The sequence below is a fragment of the Mycobacterium paraffinicum genome, assembly GCF_001907675.1.
GTDB classification, from domain to species: domain Bacteria; phylum Actinomycetota; class Actinomycetes; order Mycobacteriales; family Mycobacteriaceae; genus Mycobacterium; species Mycobacterium paraffinicum_A.
Genome location: NZ_MPNT01000011.1, coordinates 138271 through 157536 on the forward strand (window position 1 = coordinate 138271; position 19266 = coordinate 157536).

Here is a 19266-nt window from a genome sequence, read left to right on the forward strand (position 1 = left end):
CCCTAGCCTCGGCGCAGGACGCAGTCGACGAGCGCATCGATGAACGCGTCGTCAACGGGCTCTCCCGTCACGATCACCCGATAGTGGAGTGGCCCGACGAGGCGTTCTGCCAGCAGCGCCGCGTCCGTGTCGGGCGGTAACTCCCCGCGGTCGATCGCACGCGTGAACGGCTTCTGGTCACGAATGCGCTGCTCGAGCAAATACCGGGCCCGGAAAGACTCGGCAAGCTCGGCATCGTGCTGCGCCTGCCCGACGAGTGCGCGGTACACCGCCCCGGCGTCGTCGAAAGCCAAGAACCGGGCCGTATTACGCAAGTGGGCACGCAGGTCGGACTCGAGGCTGCCGGTGTCGGGCGGTTCGAGGTCGTCGGCGGCGTCTTCGAGGAACGCGTCCATCAGCACTTCCGTCTTGGAGTTCCACCACCGGTAGACCGTCTGTTTGGCCACCCCGGCCGCTTTGGCGATTCCCTCCACCGTCACTGCCGCGAACCCCTTCTCGGCGAGCAGATCGTCGGCGGCCCGCAGGATGGCCTCGCGCGCGGCGTCGCTGCGGCCGTGCCGGTTGCCGCGGTGGGGTTGCCTGTCTTGCACGGTTCGATTCAACACCATTTCGGCCTAGCGTAGACGCAACGTTGCGTCTACGCTAGGAACATGACATCAACCTTGAATCGACCGGAATACGCCTCGATCATCGATCGGCTCTTCGCCAATGCCCAGGGGGACGCCGAACGGCGCAAGGGCGCCTCGCCGCGCGACTACGCCGTCGAGGAACGAGCGGACGCGTTCCAGGACCTCTATTTGTCCGTTGCTCCCGAGTCGGGTCGCCTGCTGTACAGCCTCGTCCGTGCGGTCAGGCCGACGGCGATCGTGGAATACGGTCTGTCCTACGGGATCTCGACGCTGCACCTCGCCGCAGCGGTCCGCGACAACGGTATCGGCCACATCACCACCACCGAGATGAGTTCCCACAAGGTGGCCGCCGCCCGTGCGACATTCGCGGAAGCGGGCGTGAGCGACCTGATCACCATTCTCGAGGGCGACGCCCGCACCACCCTCAAAACCGTCAGCGGCCCAGTGCAATTCGTGTTGCTCGACGGCTGGCCTGACCTGGATCTGGAGGTCGTGAAGATCCTGGAGCCGGTGCTAGCGACGGGTGCGTTGATCATCGGCGACAACGTCAACCTGGATCCCGACCACGCCTACCTCGACTACGTGCGTGCCCCGGAGAACGGTTATGTCAGCACGCCACTGCCGATCGATAAGGGTTTGGAGCTGGCGGTCCGCGTTTAGCCCTGAGCCTTGAAAGCGCGGTTGCGGGCTTCGATTTGTTCTCGGGTCGCCGGAACCGGGCGCTCGCCTCCCGGCGCCGCCATCGTGGACATGGTCGACACATATTTTTGCCCCTGTTCGAATCGCGAAAGGGCCGGTGACGCGCCTGCTTGGGCGCGGGGAGACCGCGCGGGCCGCTGCTCCTCGGTAGGGTGTCATGGCTGATCATGGCGGACCGGGAGGAGGTGGTGGCTGGTGTCCAATGCCGTCTCGGGGGTGCCGCTGTCGCTCCTGGCGGCCCAGGTCGGGGCGGTACTCGCGGACCGGGGCGTGGCCATCCCCGACCTGGCCGTCACCGGCGTGACGTTGCGTGCCCAGGACGTGCGGCCCGGCGATCTGTTCGCCGCGCTGACGGGGGCCTCGACGCACGGGGCCCGGTACGCGGCCGAGGCGATCGACCGCGGCGCCGTGGCGGTCCTCACCGACGCCGCCGGCGTCGCGGAGATGGGCGCGTCGGCCTCGACCGTCCCGACGCTGGTGCACCCGGCGCCCCGCAGCGTCCTGGGCGCCCTGGCCGCGACGGTGTACGGGAGTCCGTCGGAGCGCACGACGGTCATCGGGATCACCGGAACCTCGGGCAAGACCACCACGACGTATCTGGTCGAGTCCGGGCTGCGGGCCGCCGGCCGGACGGCCGGGCTGATCGGCACGATCGGCATCCGCATCGACGGCGCCGACGTTCCGAGCGCGCTGACCACCCCGGAGGCGCCCGCGCTGCAGGCCATGTTCGCCGCGATGGCCGAGCGCGGGGTGGACACCGTGGTCATGGAGGTGTCGAGCCACGCGCTGGCGCTGGGCCGGGTGGACGGCACCGGGTTCGCGGTGGGCGGTTTCACCAACCTGTCCCGCGACCACCTCGACTTTCACCCCACCATGGCCGACTACTTCGAGGCCAAGGCGAAGCTGTTCGATCCCGCGTCGCCGCTGCGGGCCCGGCGGGTGGTGATCTGCATCGACGACGACGCCGGCCGCGCCATGGCGGAGCGGGCCGGTGACGCCATCACGGTCAGCGCCGCCGGCGAGCCCGCGCATTGGCGCGCCGTGGACGTGATGCCGTTGGGCGCCGGGGGACAGCAGTTCACCGCGATCGACCCCGCCGGGGTGCGCCATCGGGTCGGCATCCGGCTGCCTGGCCATTACAACGTCGCCAATTGCCTTGTCGCACTGGCGATCCTGGACGCGGTGGGGGTATCGCCCGAGCAGGCGGCGCCGGGACTATTGGAGACCCGGGTGCCCGGCCGCATGGAGGACATCGACTGTGGCCAGGATTTCCTTGCGCTGGTCGACTACGCCCACAAGCCGGGCGCGCTGCGGGCGGTGCTGAGCACCCTGGCGCGGCCGGATCGCAGGCTGGCGGTGGTGTTCGGCGCCGGCGGCGAGCGCGACCCGGGCAAGCGGGCGCCGATGGGCGCGATCGCCGCCGAGCTGGCCGACCTGGTCGTCGTCACCGACGACAACCCCCGCGGCGAGGACCCCGCGGCCATCCGCCGCGAGATCCTGGCCGGTGCGGCCGAAAGCGGCGGTGCGGCCGAGGTCGTCGAGATCGGCGACCGGCGCGCGGCCATCCGGCACGCCGCCGCCTGGGCCCGACCGGGCGACGTGGTGCTTGTCGCCGGCAAGGGGCACGAGACCGGGCAGCGCACCGCCGGGGAGACCCGTCCGTTCGACGACCGGGTCGAGCTGACCGAGGCGTTGCGGGACCTGCGGCCCCGTGGAGCGCGGAAATGATCGATCTCACCGTCGCACAGATCGCCGAGCTGGTGGGCGGCACGCTGGCCGACATCTCGCCGCAGGCCGCCGCCGAGCTCCGCGTCACCGGAACCGTCGAATTCGATTCGCGCGCAGTGGGTCCCGGCGGGCTGTTCCTCGCCCTGCCGGGGGCTCACGCCGACGGCCACGACTACGCGAAGTCGGCGGCGGCGGCCGGCGCGGTGGCCGTGCTGGCCGCCCGCCCGGTGGGGGTGCCCGCCATCGTGGTGCCCCCGCGGCCGCGGGCGCACGGTGGCGGTGGCCTGGCCGGTGTGCTCGAACACGACACCGACGGCTCGGGCGCGGCGGTGCTGGCCGCGCTGGCCAAGCTGGCCAAGGCGGTGGCCGCCGAGCTGGTGGCCGGCGGCCTGACCATCATCGGCATCACGGGCTCGTCGGGGAAGACGTCGACCAAAGACCTCGTCAAAGCCGTGCTCGAGCCGCTGGGCGAGGTGATCGCCCCGCCCGGGTCGTTCAACAACGAGCTGGGCCACCCCTGGACGGTGTTGCGCGCGACGCGGGACACCGACTACCTGGTTCTCGAGATGTCGGCCCGCCACCCCGGCAACATCGCCGCGCTGGCCGAGATCGCCCCGCCGGCGATCGGGGTGGTCCTCAACGTGGGCACCGCCCACCTGGGCGAGTTCGGCTCGCGGGAGGCCATCGCACGCACCAAATCCGAACTGCCGCAGGCTGTTCCGTCGTCAGGGGTAGTCATCCTGAACGCCGACGACCCGGTCGTGGCGGCGATGGCCGGCGTCACCGGGGCGAGGGTGGTGCGGGTCGGCCGGTCCAGCCGCACCGATTCGGGTCCCAGCGACGTCTGGGCGGACGGAGTGTCGCTGGACGAACTGGCCAGGCCGCGCTTTACCCTGCACGCGATGGACAGCGCGGTCGAGGTCGAGCTCGGCGTGTTCGGCGACCATCAGGTCACCAACGCGCTGTGTGCCGCCGCGGTCGCGCTGCAGTGCGGCGCGACGGTCGACGGGGTCGCCGCCGCGCTGGCGCAGGCGGGGCCGGTGTCGCGGCACCGGATGCACGTGACCACCCGGGCGGACGGCGTCACGGTGATCGACGACGCCTACAACGCCAACCCCGACTCGATGCGGGCGGGCCTACAGGCGCTGGCCTGGATCGCCCAGGGCACGGGCGAAAAGCGCAGGAGCTGGGCGGTGCTGGGCGAAATGGCCGAGCTCGGCGACGACGCGGTCGCCGAACACGACCGCATCGGCCGGCTGGCGGTGCGCTTAGATGTGTCTCGACTGGTCGTCGTGGGAAGTGGGAGGTCGATGAGCGCCATGCACCACGGAGCCGTCATGGAGGGCTCGTGGGGAGCTTCCGGCGATAGGGGGGCCGTCAACGTGGCCGACGCCGACGCTGCCCTGGCGCTGTTGCGGGCCGAGCTGCGGCCCGGCGACGTGGTCTTGGTCAAGGCCTCCAACGCGGCGGGCCTGGGAGCGCTGGCCGAGGCGCTGGCCCGTGACGATCGCGAGGGCGGCGCAGCCGGGCGAAGCGGGTCGTCACCATCGACTCGTGACGATCGCGAGGGCGGCGCAGCCGGGCGAAGCGGGTCGTCACCACTGAACGACCGGGGGGCGCGCTCGTGAGGCAGATCCTGATCGCCGTCGCGGTCGCGCTCGCGGTGTCAATCATGTTGACGCCGGTGCTGATTCGCTTGTTCACCAGGCAGGGCGTCGGCCATCACACCCGCGACGACGGGCCGCCCAGCCATCACGCCAAGCGGGGCACGCCGTCGATGGGCGGCGTGGCGATCCTCGCCGGGATCTGGGCGGGTTACCTCGGGACGCACCTGGCCGGGCTGGCGTTCGACGGCGAGGGTGTTTCCGCGTCGGGTCTGCTGGTGCTGGGCCTGGCGACCGCGCTGGGCGGCGTCGGGTTCCTCGACGACCTGATCAAGGTCCGCCGCTCGCGCAACCTCGGGTTGAACAAGACCGCCAAGACCATCGGGCAGGTGGCCGCCGCGGTGCTGTTCGGCGTGCTGGTGTTGCAGTTCCGCAATGGCAGCGGATTGACCCCGGCTAGCTCCGACTTGTCCTACGTGCGCGAGATCGCCACGGTCACTTTGACTCCCGCGCTGTTCGTGTTGTTCTGCGTGGTTGTAGTCAGCGCCTGGTCCAACGCGGTCAATTTCACCGACGGCCTGGACGGCCTGGCCGCCGGGTGCATGGCGATGGTCACCGCCGCCTACGTGTTGATCACCTTCTGGCAATACCGCAACGCCTGCGTGACGGCTCCGGGGCTGGGCTGCTACAACGTGCGCGACCCGCTGGACCTGGCGCTCGTCGCGGCCGCCACCGCGGGCGCGTGCATCGGCTTTTTGTGGTGGAACGCCGCTCCCGCAAAGATTTTCATGGGCGACACCGGATCGCTGGCGTTGGGAGGCATCATCGCGGGCCTGTCGGTCACCAGCCGCACCGAGGTCCTGGCCGTCGTCCTGGGGTCGCTCTTCGTCGCCGAGGTCACCTCGGTGGTGTTGCAAATCCTGGCGTTTCGCACCACCGGTCGCCGGGTGTTCCGGATGGCGCCCTTCCACCACCATTTCGAGCTGGCCGGCTGGGCCGAAACGACGGTGATCATCCGGTTCTGGCTGCTCACGGCAATCACGTGTGGTCTGGGCGTGGCGCTCTTCTACGGTGAGTGGCTGGGCGCGATCGGTGCCTGACGTGCCCGGGCTCGAGCCTCTGGTGGCGGGCGCGCCGGTGCTGGTGGCCGGCGGCGGCGTCACCGGCAAGGCGGTGCTGTCCGCGCTGATCCGGTTCGGCGCGGTGCCGACCCTGTGCGACGACGATCCGGCCACGTTGCGGCGCTACGCCAACAGCGGCGTGGCAACGATGACGACGTCGACGTCCGCGGAGCGCCTTGCGCACTACGCCCTGGTGGTCACCAGCCCCGGGTTCTCGCCGGACACGCCGCTGCTGGCCGCCGCCGCGACGGAGGGCGTGCCGATCTGGGGCGACGTGGAGCTGGCCTGGCGGTTGGACACCGCGGGTTACTACGGGCCACCGCGCCGCTGGCTGGTGGTGACCGGCACGAACGGCAAGACGACCACGACGTCGATGCTGCACGCGATGCTGACCGCCGCCGGTCGGCGCAGCATCTTGTGCGGCAATATCGGCGACCCGGTGCTCGATGTGCTCGCGCAGCCGGCCGACCTGCTGGCCGTCGAGCTGTCCAGCTTCCAGCTGCACTGGGCCCCCTCGGTGCGCCCCGAGGCGGGCGTCGTGCTCAACATCGCCGAAGACCACCTCGATTGGCATTCCACGATGGCCGACTACACGGCGGCCAAGGCGCGGGTGCTGGGCGGCCGGGTGGCGGTGGTGGGGCTCGACGACGCCCGGGCGGCGGCGTTGCTGAACACCGCCGCCGCGCCCGTGCGCGTCGGCTTCCGGCTCGGCGAGCCGGCGGCGGGCGAACTCGGCGTGCGCGACGGCCAACTGATCGACCGCGCCTTCGCCGACGACCTCGCGCTCCTGCCCGTCGACTCGATCCCGGTGCCGGGGCCCGTCGGCGTCCTCGACGCCCTGGCGGCGGCGGCGCTGGCCCGCAGCGTCGATGTGCCCGCCGAGGCGATCGCGGAGGCGATCGCGTCGTTCCGGGTGGGTCGGCACCGGGCGGAGGTGGTCGCGGTCGTCGACGGCATCACCTACGTCGACGACTCCAAGGCCACCAACCCGCATGCGGCGGAGGCGTCCGTGCTGGCCTACCCGCGGGTGGTGTGGGTGGCCGGCGGTTTGCTCAAGGGCGCGTCGGTGGCCGCCGCGGTCGCCCGGATGGCCCCCCACCTGGTCGGGGCCGTGCTCATCGGCCGAGATCGCCGAGAGGTTGCAGAGGCGTTATCGCGACACGCGCCGGATGTCCCCGTCGTCCAGGTTGTGACAGGCGAGGATGCTGATATGAATGCGACGGCTGTGGTTGTTGGTGCAGATGTGACAGAAGTGAAACATTCGGGTGACGCTCTCGGCACTTCCGTCATGACCGCGGCGGTGGCCGCGGCCCGCGACCTGGCCCGGCCTGGCGACACGGTGCTGCTGGCGCCGGCCGGCGCCTCGTTTGACCAGTTCACCGGGTACGCCGATCGCGGTGACGCCTTCGCCGCCGCCGTCCGCGCGGCAACCCGGTAGGCGGGCATGGGTAACCCGCTGGCCCGGCTCAGACGCCGGGGCAAAGACATTTCCGAGGACATGTCCGAGGGCGTTGCAGAGGGCGTTGCAGAGGGCGTTGGGGAGGCCGGCGCCGTCGAGACCAACGACGCCACGCCGGACGAGCCGGACGCCGACGCGGCGACCGGCCCCGTCAGCGCCGCCGGCAGCTCGGAAGCCAGGCGGTCCACGAAACCGCAGGCGGGAGGCGAGCGGCGTAACCGGTTCGGCGCCTGGCTGAGCCGGCCCATGACCTCGTTCCACCTGATCATCGCGGTGGCGGGGCTGCTGACGACCCTCGGTTTGATCATGGTGCTGTCGGCGTCGGGCGTGCGGTCCTACGACGCCGACGGGTCGGCCTGGGTGATCTTCGGCAAGCAGGTGTTGTGGACGGTGATCGGCCTGATCGCCTGCTACGCCTCGCTGCGCATGTCGGTGCGCTTCATCCGCCGCGTCGCCTTCACCGGCTACGTCGTCACGGTCATCCTGCTGGTGCTCGTGCTGGTACCCGGCATCGGCAACCTGGCCAACGGCTCCCGGAAGTGGTTCGTCATCGCCGGCTTCTCGATGCAGCCGTCCGAGCTGGCGAAAATCGCCTTCGCCATCTGGGGTGCGCATCTGCTGGCGGCCAGGCGGCTGGAGCGGGCCTCGCTGCGCGAAATGCTGATCCCGCTGGTGCCGGCCGCGGTCATCGCACTGGCGCTCATCGTCGCCCAGCCCGACCTGGGGCAGACGGTGTCGCTGGGCATCATCCTGCTCGCGCTGTTGTGGTACGCCGGATTGCCACTGCGCGTCTTCGCCACCTCGCTGCTGGCCGTCTTCATGGCCGGCGCCATCCTGGCCATGTCGGCCGGTTACCGCTCCGACCGGGTGAAATCTTGGATGAACCCCGAGAACGACCCCATGGACACCGGCTACCAGGCAAGGCAGGCGAAGTTCGCCCTGGCCCACGGGGGGATCTTCGGCGACGGCTTGGGCCAGGGCGTCGCCAAGTGGAACTACCTGCCCAACGCCCACAACGACTTCATCTTCGCGATCATCGGTGAGGAGCTGGGCTTCGTCGGCGCGTTCGGGCTGCTGGTGCTCTTCGGGTTGTTCGCCTACACCGGGATGCGGATCGCCCGCCGGTCGGCCGATCCCTTCCTGCGGCTGCTGACCGCCACCACGACGATGTGGGTGCTGGGTCAGGCCTTCATCAACATCGGTTACGTGATCGGAATCCTGCCGGTCACCGGGATCCAGCTGCCGCTCATCTCCGCGGGTGGAACCTCCACGGCCGCAACGCTTTTCATGATCGGGATCATGGCCAACGCGGCCCGTCACGAACCGGAGGCGGTGGCCGCGCTGCGCGCGGGCCGCGACGACAAGGTGAACCGCTTCCTGCGGCTGCCGCTGCCGCAGCCCTACGTGCCGACGCGGCTGGAATCGTTCCGCGACCGCAAGCGCGGCGGCAAGCAACCGGGCAAGGGAACTTCCGCCCGGAAGGCCGCCCAGGCACCCGCCCGCAAGGCCCAAGAACCCCTGCGGCCGGCGTTCTCCCGCACAGCCGCACGGCCGGCCCGCAGGGCGGTGCATCATGGATCTGGCCAGCGCTCCGCCACTCGCGGAGCCGGCCAGCGTCAGGCACGGCGCGCACGCGCACTGGAAGGTCAGCGTTACGGGTGAACGACACGGTCAGCAAGCCGACCGGCGGGCGGGGGACAAGTCCCCAGCCCGCCGGTGCCGCGTTGTCGGCTTTTAAGCCCCTGTCGGTCGTGCTGGCCGGCGGCGGCACCGCCGGCCACGTCGAGCCCGCGATGGCGGTGGCCGACGCGCTCAGCGCGCTCGATCCGGAGGTGCGGATCACCGCGCTGGGCACCCACCGCGGGCTGGAAACAAGGCTGGTGCCCCAGCGCGGCTACCACCTCGAGCTGATCACGCCGGTGCCGCTGCCGCGCAAGCCCAACGGTGACCTCGCGCGGCTGCCCCCGCGGGTGTGGCGCGCGGTTCGCGAGACCCGCGCGGTGCTCGACGCGGTGGACGCCGACGTCATCATCGGTTTCGGCGGGTACGTGGCGCTGCCGGCCTACCTCGCCGCCCGCGGCATTCCCCGCGGCCTCAGCCGTCGGCGCCGCGTCCCGGTGCTGATCCATGAAGCCAACGCCAGCGCCGGCCTGGCCAACCGGGTCGGCGCCCGCCGTGCCGACCGGGTGCTGTCCGCCGTGCCCGATTGCGGCTTGCCGCGCGCGGAGGTCGTCGGGGTGCCGGTGCGGGCGGCCATCACGTCGCTGGACCGCGCGGCCTTGCGCGCCGAGGCGCGCAGGCACTTCGGCTTCGCCGAGGACGCTCGGGTGTTGCTGGTGTTCGGCGGCTCGCAGGGGGCCGTGTCGCTCAACCGGGCCGTGTCCGGGGCCGCCGCCGACCTGGCGGCCGCGGGCGTGTCGGTGCTGCACGCGCACGGGCCGAAGAACACCCTCGAGCTGCGGCAGAGCCAACCCGGCGATCCGCCGTACGTGGCGGTGCCCTACCTCGACCGGATGGACTTGGCCTACGCCGCCGCCGACCTGGTGATCTGCCGGTCCGGCGCGATGACCGTGGCCGAGGTCTCGGCCGTCGGGTTGCCGGCCATCTACGTGCCGCTGCCGATCGGCAACGGCGAGCAGCGGCTCAACGCGCTGCCGGTGGTCAACGCCGGAGGCGGCATGGTGGTCGCCGACGCCGCCCTGACGCCGGAGCTGGTCGCCCGCGAGGTGTCCGCCCTGCTCAACGACCCGCCCCGGTTGGCGGCGATGACGGCGGCCGCCGCGCGGGTGGGGCACCCCGACGCGGCGCGCCAGGTGGCGCAGGCGGCGCTGGACATCGCCAGGAAGGCAGCGGCGGGAGGACGACGGTGAACGCCGAACAGCTGCCTCCCGAATTGCAGCGGGTGCACATGGTGGGCATTGGCGGGGCCGGCATGTCGGGCATCGCCCGCATCCTGCTGGACCGGGGCGCACTGGTCTCGGGCTCCGACGCCAAGGAATCGCGCGGCGTGCACGCGTTGCGGGCCCGGGGGGCCTCGATCCGCATCGGTCACGACGAGTCGTCGCTCGACCTGTTGCCGGGCGGCCCGACCGCGGTCATCACCACCCACGCGGCCATCCCGAAGACCAACCCCGAGCTGGTCGAGGCCCGGCGCCGCGGCATCCCGGTGATCCTGCGCCCGGTGGTGCTGGCCAAATTGATGGACGGGCGCACCACGCTGATGGTCACCGGCACGCACGGCAAGACCACGACGACGTCGATGTTGATCGTGGCGCTGCAGCACTGCGGCCGCGACCCGTCGTTCGCGGTCGGCGGCGAGATGGGGGAGGCCGGCACCAACGCGCATCACGGCAGCGGTGACTGCTTTGTGGCCGAGGCCGACGAAAGCGACGGCTCGCTGCTGGAATACACGCCAAATGTCGCCGTGGTGACCAACATCGAGACCGATCACCTGGATTTCTACGGCAGCGCCGACGCCTATGTCCGGGTGTTCGACGCCTTCGTGGAGCGGCTGGCCCCCGGCGGGGCGCTGGTGGTGTGCGTCGACGACCCGGGCGCCGCCGCCCTGGCGGAACGAACCGCCGAGCTGGGAATCCGGGTGCTGCGCTATGGATCCGACCCGGCCGAGGACCAGGCCGCCACCCTGCTGTCCTGGGAGCAGCAGGGTACCGAGGCGGTCGCGCACATCCGGCTCGCGGGCGAACAGCACCCCCGCGTGATGCGGCTGTCGGTGCCCGGGCGGCACATGGCGCTCAACGCGCTGGGCGCGCTGCTCGCCGCGCTCGAGATCGGCGCCTCGGCGGACGCGGTGCTCGACGGGCTGGCCGGTTTCGAGGGGGTGCGACGGCGGTTCGAACTGGTCGGTAACTCGGGGTCGGTGCGGGTCTTCGACGACTACGCCCACCATCCCACCGAGATCAGCGCGACGCTGTCCGCGGTCCGCGCGGTCCTCGAGCAGAGCGGCGGCGGCCGCAGCCTCGTGGTGTTCCAGCCCCACTTATATTCGCGCACAAAGGAATTCGCGGCGGAATTCGGTCGCGCGCTGGACGCCGCCGACGAGGTGTTCGTCCTCGATGTGTACGGCGCGCGCGAACAACCCCTCGCCGGCGTCAGCGGGGCCAGCGTCGCCGAGCACGTCAGCGTGCCGGTGCGCTACCTGCCGGACTTCTCCGCGGTCGCCGAGCAGGTGGCCGCGGCGGCCGGTCCCGGTGACGTCGTCGTCACGATGGGCGCGGGCGACGTGACCCTGCTGGGGCCGGAGATCGTCACGGAGCTGCGGATCCGGGACAACCGCAGCGCGCCCGGCCGGCCGGGAGTGCCGCGATGACGCAGCCGGACGACCCCGTGGGGTTCGCCGGCGCACCGGCCTCCGACTCGGCGGACGGCGCGATCACCGAACCCATTTTCGCCGCCGGCCCCGACGTGCGGACGCCGACGGAGAGCGAGGAATTCGAGGGGCCGCGCCGGCGGGAGCGTCGGGAACGAGCCGAACGCCGCGCCGCCCAGGCGCGCGCCACCGCCATCGAACAGGCCCGCCGCGAGGCCAAACGCCGGGCCACCGGCCGCGCAGCCGACGAGCCCAAACCCGTCGCCCGGGGCGCGGTCCGCGGCCTGAAGATGCTGTTGGTGACGGTGCTGCTGGTCGTCCTGGGCATCGGGCTCGCGTTGATCCTCTACTTCACGCCGGCGATGGCGGCCCGCAACATCGTCGTCGTCGGCACCGGGGTGGTGACCCGGGAAGAGGTGTTGGACGCCGCTCGGGTGCGGCCGGGCACGCCGCTGCTGCAGATCAACACCAACCAGGTCGCCGACCGGGTGGCCGCCATCCGGCGCGTGGCCAGCGCGCGGGTGCAGCGCCAGTACCCGTCGGCCCTGCGCATCACCATCGTCGAGCGAATCCCGGTGGCCGTGAAGGACTTTCCCGACGGCCCGCACCTGTTCGACCGCGACGGCGTCGACTTCGCGACCGGGCCGCCGCCCCCTGCGCTGCCGTACCTCGACGTCGCCAACCCGGGGCCCAACGACCCGGCGACCAAGGCCGCGCTGCAGGTGCTGACCGCGCTGCGACCCGAGGTCGCGGGTCAGGTAGGCCGGGTCGCCGCCCCGTCGGTGGCCTCGATCACGCTCACGCTGGGCGATGGCCGTGTCGTCATCTGGGGGACGACCGACCGCACCGACGAGAAGGCCGAGAAGCTGGCCGCGCTGCTGACCCAGCCCGGGCGGACCTACGACGTCTCGAGCCCCGACCTGCCGACGGTGAAGTAGGGACGCCGCTCAAGCCCTGCGTGTGACCGTCGTAACAGAAAAAATTTGCGAGCCGCGTGTCGGCGCGCCTGCGGGATTAGGGCGCGCCGTGCCCATACCGTTCTGGTTGCGCGGAACTACTTGACATAACTCTAACTCTATGGTTGAGGTTGAGGGTTTGCCAGCAGAACCGTCAGTGACCGGAAGAACCGAATCCCCACCAGGGAGGAAGACGAGATGATGACCCCCCCGCATAACTACCTGGCCGTCATCAAGGTTGTGGGTATCGGTGGTGGCGGCGTCAACGCCGTCAACCGGATGATCGAACAGGGCCTCAAAGGCGTGGAGTTCATCGCGATCAACACCGACGCGCAGGCGCTGTTGATGAGCGATGCCGACGTCAAGCTCGACGTCGGCCGCGACTCCACCCGCGGACTGGGCGCCGGGGCGGACCCGGAGGTCGGCCGCAAGGCCGCCGAGGACGCCAAGGACGAGATCGAGGAGCTGCTGCGCGGCGCGGACATGGTGTTCGTCACCGCCGGCGAGGGTGGCGGCACGGGCACCGGCGGCGCGCCCGTCGTCGCCAGCATCGCCCGGAAGCTGGGTGCGCTGACCGTCGGCGTGGTCACCCGGCCGTTCTCCTTCGAGGGCAAGCGCCGCGGTTCGCAGGCCGAAGGCGGCATCAACACGCTGCGGGAAAGCTGCGACACCCTGATCGTCATCCCCAACGACCGGCTGCTGCAGATGGGGGATGCCGCGGTATCCCTGATGGACGCGTTCCGCAGCGCCGACGAGGTGCTCCTCAACGGCGTGCAGGGCATCACCGACCTGATCACCACGCCGGGCCTGATCAACGTCGACTTCGCCGACGTCAAGGGCATCATGTCCGGTGCGGGCACCGCGCTGATGGGCATCGGCTCGGCCCGCGGCGAGGGCCGCTCGCTCAAGGCCGCCGAGATCGCGATCAACTCGCCGCTGCTGGAGCAGTCGATGGAAGGCGCCCAGGGTGTGCTGATGTCGATCGCCGGCGGCAGCGACCTGGGCCTGTTCGAGATCAACGAGGCGGCCTCGCTGGTGCAGGACGCCGCCCATCAGGACGCCAACATCATCTTCGGCACCGTCATCGACGACTCGCTGGGCGACGAGGTGCGCGTCACCGTCATCGCCGCGGGCTTCAGCGCCACCGGTCCCGGCCGTAGACCGGTCACCGGGGACAACGCCGCCGAAAAGGGCGGCGCACATCGCATCGAATCGGCCAAGGCCGGCAAGCTCACCTCGACATTGTTCGAACCCGTCGACGCGGTCAGCGTTCCGGTTCACACCAACGGCGCCACGCTCAATATCGGTGGCGACGACGACGACGTCGACGTGCCGCCGTTCATGCGCCGCTGAGGGTCTCGGTTTGCTTGCCCGTGCGCGACAAACCGGCCACGAAAACTAGAGCTTGGATGGCGCTGCCCGTCGGCAGCCGGGGAGCTCCGGATACTGAAGAAGTGAGCGTGCGCATCCGGCGGGTGACCACCACCCGCGCCGGTGGTGTCTCCGGTCCACCGTTCGACACCTTCAACCTGGGCGACCACGTTGGCGACGATCCGGCGGCGGTGGCCGCCAATCGAAACCGGCTGGCCGCCACCATCGGACTCAAGCCCCAGCGCGTCGTGTGGATGAACCAGGTCCACGGTGACCGGGTGGAGGTGGTCGATGGGCCCCGCGCCGGCGCCGTCGACGGCACCGACGCGCTGGTGACCGGCACCGCCCGGCTGGCGCTGGCGGTGGTGACCGCCGACTGCGTGCCGGTGTTGCTCGCCGACGCCCGCGCCGGAGTGGCCGCGGCCGTGCACGCCGGCCGCGTCGGCGCCCAGCTCGGGGTGGTGGCCCGCACCGTGGAGGCGATGGTCGAGCTGGGCGCGCGCCCGGAGGACACCTCGGCCCTGCTGGGCCCGGCGGTCAGTGGCCGCAACTACGAGGTGCCTGCGGCCATGGCCGACGAGGTGGAAGCCGCACTACCCGGCAGCCGCACCACCACAGCGTCAGGCACCCCCGGCCTCGACCTTCGGGCCGGAATCGCTTGCCAGCTCAAGGATCTGGGTCTCACGGCGATCGACATCGATCCGCGCTGCACGGTCGCCGACCCGACATTGTTCAGCCACCGCCGGGACGCGCCCACCGGGCGGCTGGCCTCGCTGGTGTGGATGGAGTGACCGCGATGGCGGCGGACATGCCGGCGGGGGACCGCGAAACGGAATTGACCCATGCATTAGCCGCGGTGCGTGCGCGCCTTGCGGCGGCCGCCGAAGCGGCGGGCCGCAATGTCAGTGAAATCAAACTTCTGCCGATTACCAAATTCTTCCCAGCAACCGATGTGGTGACTTTGTCGCGATTGGGTTGCCGGGCCGTTGGTGAATCGCGGGATCAGGAAGCGTCGGCGAAAGTGGGCGAAGTCACCAAACTCTTATCGCGGACGGACGTTCCGGACATGCGCTGGCACATGGTGGGCCACATCCAGCGCAACAAAGCTCGCTCGGTCGCCCGGTGGGCGCATACCGCCCACTCCGTGGACAGCTCACACCTGGTCAGCGCGCTCGATCGGGGTGTGTCGGCCGCCCTGGCGGAGGGACGCCGCGCCCATCCGATGCGGATTTACGTCCAGCTCAGCCTCGACGGCGACGAGTCGCGCGGCGGCGTCGACATCGCGGTGCCGGGGGCGGTCGACCGGCTGTGCGCGCAGGCCGAGGAGTCGAAACACCTGGAATTGGCCGGGCTGATGGCCATCCCGCCGCTGGGTTCGGATCCCGACGCGGCCTTCGGGCGCCTGCGAACCGAGCATCTGCGCGTGCTCGAGTCGCATCCCGGCGCGGTCGGGCTGTCCGCTGGCATGTCCGACGATTTCGAGATTGCCGTCAAACACGGTTCGACATGTGTGCGTGTCGGTACCGCGCTATTGGGCCCACGGCCGCTACCGTCACCGTATTAAGTCACTGTAGTCACATCTTCATCACTGACACCACGCATCAGGGGCTAGAAGGGGTCAACGCAATGAGCACACTGCACAAAGTCAAGGCCTATTTCGGTATGGCCCCGATGGACGACTACGACGACGAGTATTACGACGACCACGCGCCGTCCCGCGGTTTCCCGCGCCCGCGTTTCGACGACGGGTACGGCCGCTACGAGGGTCGCGACTACGACGACCCACGCGAGCCCGCCGACTACCCGCCGCCGAGCGGCTACCGCGGCGGTTACGCGGATGAGCCACGCTACGGCGCCGTCCACCCCCGCGAGTTCGAGCGGCCCGAGATGGGCAGGCCACGCTTCGGGTCCTGGCTGCGCAACTCGACCCGTGGCGCGTTGGCGATGGACCCACGACGCATGGCGATGATGTTCGAAGAGGGCCACCCGCTCTCCAAGATCACCACGCTGCGGCCCAAGGACTACAGCGAGGCCCGCACCATCGGCGAGCGGTTCCGCGACGGCACCCCGGTCATCATGGACCTGGTGTCGATGGATAACGCCGACGCGAAGCGGCTCGTCGACTTCGCGGCCGGCTTGGCCTTCGCGTTGCGCGGCTCCTTCGACAAGGTCGCCACCAAGGTCTTCCTGCTGTCGCCCGCCGACGTCGACGTGTCCCCGGAGGAGCGTCGGCGGATCGCCGAAACCGGCTTCTACGCTTACCAATAGACCCGGCTCGGCGGCGCCGATCGGCCGCCGCGTTCGCTGGCCCGGCCGGCTGAGATGTGGCCGAGCGCCCAGAGTCGGTACGCTGGCAGGCGCCGCGCACGCCTGCGGCGCATGACATCTCATCGGTAAGGTCGGGGCTCTTCAGTTGGTGCTGTTCTTTCAGATCCTTGGGTTCGCGCTGTTCATCTTCTGGCTGCTGCTCATCGCCCGGGTCGTCGTCGAGTTCATCCGCTCGTTCAGCCGTGACTGGCATCCCACCGGCATCACCGTGGTGATCCTCGAGATCATCATGTCGATCACCGATCCGCCGGTGAAATTGCTGCGTCGGCTGATCCCTCAGCTAACGATCGGGGCGGTCCGCTTCGACCTGTCCATCATGGTGCTGTTGTTGGTCGCGTTCATCGGCATGCAGCTCGCCTTCGGCGCGGCCGCCTAGCCTTATTTTCGGGCCCACTTTCGATCGCCGGCCGCGGGCCGGCTTCCGGCACGGAGACGGTTCGGCCACGTTTTAGCCTCGGTTTGGTGGCTGCGATTTAAAAATTCTAAGGTTTCGGATTTTATTGCCCTGAGCGTTTGAAATTGGTTCTTATTTATTGGCCTTAACAGCAACCGTCGCGTCTGGTGTGACAGGATGGACGGCAGTTGCACCACGGCTACCACTGCGTTCTACACTTTCCAGAACGTTAGACAGGAACTTGAGGGGACGAAACAATGCCGCTTACACCAGCCGACGTCCACAATGTGGCGTTCAGTAAGCCACCGATCGGCAAGCGGGGCTACAACGAAGACGAGGTCGACGCCTTCCTCGATCTAGTGGAAGCCGAGCTGACGCGGCTCATCGAAGAGAACAGCGATCTGCGTCAGCGGATCGAGGAGCTGGACCAGGAGCTGGCCTCCGGAGGTGGCGCGAGCGTCACCCCGGCCGCCGCCGCTGCCCCCACTCAGGCGATTCCCTTCCCCGAGCCCGAGCCGGCGCCCAAGCCGGCACCGGTGGCCGCGCCCGCCGCTTCCTCGTCGAGCAACGAGGAGCAGGCCATGAAGGCCGCTCGGGTGCTCAGCCTGGCCCAGGACACCGCGGACCGGCTGACCAGCACGGCCAAGGCGGAGTCGGACAAGATGCTGGCCGACGCCCGCGCCAACGCCGACCAGATCCTCTCCGAGGCCCGCCAGACGGCCGAGACCACGGTGACCGAGGCCCGGCAGCGCGCGGACGCGATGCTCGCGGACGCCCAAACCCGTTCCGAGACCCAGCTGCGCCAGGCCCAGGAGAAGGCCGACGCCCTGCAGGCCGACGCCGAGCGCAAGCACTCCGAGATCATGGGGACGATCAACCAGCAGCGCACCGTCCTGGAAGGCCGCCTGGAGCAGCTGCGCACCTTCGAACGCGAATACCGGACCCGGCTCAAGACCTACCTGGAATCGCAGCTGGAGGAGCTCGGCCAGCGCGGATCGGCCGCGCCCGTCGACTCCAGCGCCGACGCCGGTGGATTCGACCAATTCAACCGGGGTAACAACTAGCCTCACAGGAGTGCCGGACACTCGCCCAGCTGCGCGGTTGGCACACTAGACCTGCACACGAACTGGCTGTCTCGCTCGCCGCTTGGAGGATGACCGATGCTGATCATTGCGCTGGTACTGGCCCTCGTCGGTCTCGTCGCGTTGGTGTTCGCCGTCGTCACCAGCAACGAGTTGGTGGCCTGGGTGTGCATCGGCGCCAGCGTGCTGGGCGTGGTGCTGTTGATCATCGACGCGTTGCAGGAGCGGCAGCGCCGCGACGCGGGCGCTGCGGACCAGAACCAGGACGAGGCCGGCGAAGAGGCCGTCGACTACCCCGAGGAGGCGCCCGAGGAGGGCGCTTACGAAGCCCCGGCGGAGGCCGGCACGCCGCCGTCCTCGGAGGCGACGGAACAGTCGACCGTGTCGGCGGAGGGCCGCGGCGACGAGGCCGCCAAGTAAGCCTCAGCCGGTGGGCGTGGCGAGCGTTTCGCGCACCTCGTCGTCGCTCACCTGATGGAAGTCGGCGTACACCTGGCCGACGGCTTCGAACCCGGGCGGCATCGTCACGCAGACCACCTCGTCCGCCTCGAGGCGCAGCTCACGGCAGGTCGACCGCGGCCCCACCGGCACCGCGACGACGATAGATTTCGGGTCCGCGGCTCGCACCGCCCGGACGGCGGCCAGCATGCTGGCCCCCGTCGCGATGCCGTCGTCGACCAGGATCACCACCTTGCCGCGGGGGTCGGCCAGCCCGCGATCGCCCCGGTACGCGTGCTCACGGCGGGCGAGTTCGGTTGTCTCGCTTTGGATTACCTCGCGGATCTGCTCGTCGCTGATCTGCAGGCTCGATACCACGTCGTCGTTCATCACGACACCACCGCCGCTGGCCAACGCGCCCATCGCAAGCTCCGACCAGCGCGGCACCCCGAGCTTGCGGACCAGGAATACATCCAGCGGAGCGTGCAGCGCCGCGGCGATCTCCCAAGCCACCGGCACGCCGCCCCGGGCGAGCCCGAACACCAGCACGTCGTCCCTGTCGCGGTAGGACACCAGCTGCTCGGCCAGCGCGCGGCCAGCCTCGCGGCGGTCGCGGAAGGTGCGCGTCGCAGAGTGCCGGAGAAATCCGTCGGGTGTCATCGGTCGCATTCCAGCCTACGGGCTCCTGCCCCGGCCGGGGGCCAGCTCGACGCCTGCGTGGGCACCATCATGCCTGCGGTTGACCGGTCAACGCGGGAACCAGATTTGGCTGGCGTTACGTCCGACGCTACGTGGGGGGACTACGGGAGATTCGTTCGTGCCGCCATGCATCGAAGTTGCAGTGCAGGAGCCATTTCTCCGCCCCGATTGCGGGACTGAGGCAGGCCGCGACTTGAAGGCCTGCACAACGCGTGTGATCGCGGCTTCGCCGCTCAACACCCTCCATCGGCTCGGAAATAACGCGAGCGTTCATCTCGCGCAGAGCGCGTGTGATCGCGGCTTCGCCGCTCAACACCCTCCATCGGCTCGGAAATAACGCGAGCGTTCATTTCCTCGCCTCAGTCGCGTGTCCGAGGGGGGAGTTGTCCACCTGCGACACGAGTTGAGACCTTCCAACTCGGTCGTTGACG

General features: G+C 70.1%; 16 protein-coding genes and 2 pseudogenes. 16 read left to right on the forward strand and 2 right to left on the reverse strand.

The genetic code is table 11. The features are described 5' to 3' along the window. Positions 1-2 precede the first annotated feature (2 nt). The gene (locus tag BRW65_RS14265; RefSeq protein WP_432206426.1) at positions 3-602 is read right to left on the reverse strand and encodes a TetR/AcrR family transcriptional regulator; all 600 of its coding nucleotides are present in this window, start codon (positions 600-602) and stop codon (positions 3-5) included. Positions 603-650: 48 nt separating this feature from the next. On the opposite strand from BRW65_RS14265, the gene BRW65_RS14270 reads away from it, so the two are divergent. The 16 genes and pseudogenes from BRW65_RS14270 to BRW65_RS14345 all read left to right on the forward strand — a co-directional run bounded on the left by BRW65_RS14270 (position 651) and on the right by BRW65_RS14345 (position 18118). After that, positions 651-1289 (forward strand): O-methyltransferase, encoded by a 639-nt coding sequence (locus BRW65_RS14270; RefSeq protein ID WP_073875645.1) that lies wholly within the window; start codon positions 651-653, stop codon positions 1287-1289. Between the two features lie 234 nt (positions 1290-1523). Then, on the forward strand, positions 1524-3056 hold the full coding sequence (locus BRW65_RS14275) for a UDP-N-acetylmuramoyl-L-alanyl-D-glutamate--2,6-diaminopimelate ligase (protein WP_432206425.1): 1533 nt from the start codon (positions 1524-1526) through the stop codon (positions 3054-3056). Continuing rightward, positions 3053-4684, forward strand: coding sequence for a UDP-N-acetylmuramoyl-tripeptide--D-alanyl-D-alanine ligase (locus BRW65_RS14280; RefSeq protein WP_073875649.1), 1632 nt, complete (start codon positions 3053-3055; stop codon positions 4682-4684). The genes BRW65_RS14275 and BRW65_RS14280 overlap by 4 nt, the downstream gene beginning before the upstream one ends. Beyond that, complete coding sequence (gene mraY / locus BRW65_RS14285; RefSeq protein ID WP_073875651.1) at positions 4681-5760, forward strand: phospho-N-acetylmuramoyl-pentapeptide-transferase; 1080 nt, start codon at positions 4681-4683, stop codon at positions 5758-5760. Before BRW65_RS14280 ends, mraY begins: the two co-directional genes overlap by 4 nt. A gap of 1 nt (position 5761) precedes the next feature. Then, positions 5762-7219, forward strand: a complete 1458-nt coding sequence (murD, locus tag BRW65_RS14290) for a UDP-N-acetylmuramoyl-L-alanine--D-glutamate ligase (RefSeq protein ID WP_244168090.1) — start codon at positions 5762-5764, stop codon at positions 7217-7219. Positions 7220-7225: 6 nt separating this feature from the next. After that, entirely contained in the window at positions 7226-8902 is a 1677-nt protein-coding gene (gene ftsW, locus BRW65_RS14295) for a putative lipid II flippase FtsW (protein WP_073875653.1), read from the forward strand. After that, positions 8899-10109: pseudogene (murG, locus tag BRW65_RS14300) on the forward strand (undecaprenyldiphospho-muramoylpentapeptide beta-N-acetylglucosaminyltransferase); the annotation flags it as partial. The gene ftsW and the pseudogene murG, both read left to right, overlap by 4 nt. After that, a complete protein-coding gene (gene murC / locus BRW65_RS14305; protein WP_073875657.1) occupies positions 10107-11567 on the forward strand; it encodes a UDP-N-acetylmuramate--L-alanine ligase in 1461 nt (486 codons plus the stop codon). The pseudogene murG and the gene murC, both read left to right, overlap by 3 nt. Continuing rightward, positions 11564-12505 carry a cell division protein FtsQ/DivIB gene (locus tag BRW65_RS14310; protein WP_073875659.1) on the forward strand — a complete coding sequence of 314 codons (942 nt, stop codon included), beginning with the start codon at positions 11564-11566 and terminating at the stop codon, positions 12503-12505. Before murC ends, BRW65_RS14310 begins: the two co-directional genes overlap by 4 nt. A 219-nt stretch (positions 12506-12724) precedes the next feature. After that, positions 12725-13876, forward strand: a complete 1152-nt coding sequence (gene ftsZ / locus BRW65_RS14315) for a cell division protein FtsZ (protein WP_073875709.1) — start codon at positions 12725-12727, stop codon at positions 13874-13876. 101 nt (positions 13877-13977) lie between these two features. After that, complete coding sequence (gene pgeF, locus BRW65_RS14320; protein WP_073875661.1) at positions 13978-14685, forward strand: peptidoglycan editing factor PgeF; 708 nt, start codon at positions 13978-13980, stop codon at positions 14683-14685. 5 nt (positions 14686-14690) lie between these two features. Then, on the forward strand, positions 14691-15458 hold the full coding sequence (locus BRW65_RS14325) for a YggS family pyridoxal phosphate-dependent enzyme (RefSeq protein WP_073875711.1): 768 nt from the start codon (positions 14691-14693) through the stop codon (positions 15456-15458). A 62-nt stretch (positions 15459-15520) separates the two neighbouring features. Beyond that, entirely contained in the window at positions 15521-16162 is a 642-nt protein-coding gene (locus BRW65_RS14330) for a cell division protein SepF (protein WP_073875663.1), read from the forward strand. A 145-nt stretch (positions 16163-16307) separates the two neighbouring features. Continuing rightward, positions 16308-16598, forward strand: a complete 291-nt coding sequence (locus BRW65_RS14335; RefSeq protein WP_007170773.1) for a YggT family protein — start codon at positions 16308-16310, stop codon at positions 16596-16598. 275 nt (positions 16599-16873) lie between these two features. Further along, positions 16874-17680: a DivIVA-like cell division protein Wag31 gene (wag31, locus tag BRW65_RS14340; protein ID WP_073875665.1), complete on the forward strand. Its 807-nt coding sequence runs from the start codon at positions 16874-16876 to the stop codon at positions 17678-17680. Positions 17681-17776: 96 nt separating this feature from the next. Further along, on the forward strand, positions 17777-18118 hold the full coding sequence (locus tag BRW65_RS14345; protein ID WP_073875667.1) for a hypothetical protein: 342 nt from the start codon (positions 17777-17779) through the stop codon (positions 18116-18118). 3 nt (positions 18119-18121) lie between these two features. Here the strand turns inward: BRW65_RS14345 and BRW65_RS14350 are convergent. After that, positions 18122-18805: pseudogene (locus BRW65_RS14350) on the reverse strand (phosphoribosyltransferase); the annotation flags it as partial. Between the last annotated feature and the right edge of the window lie 461 nt (positions 18806-19266).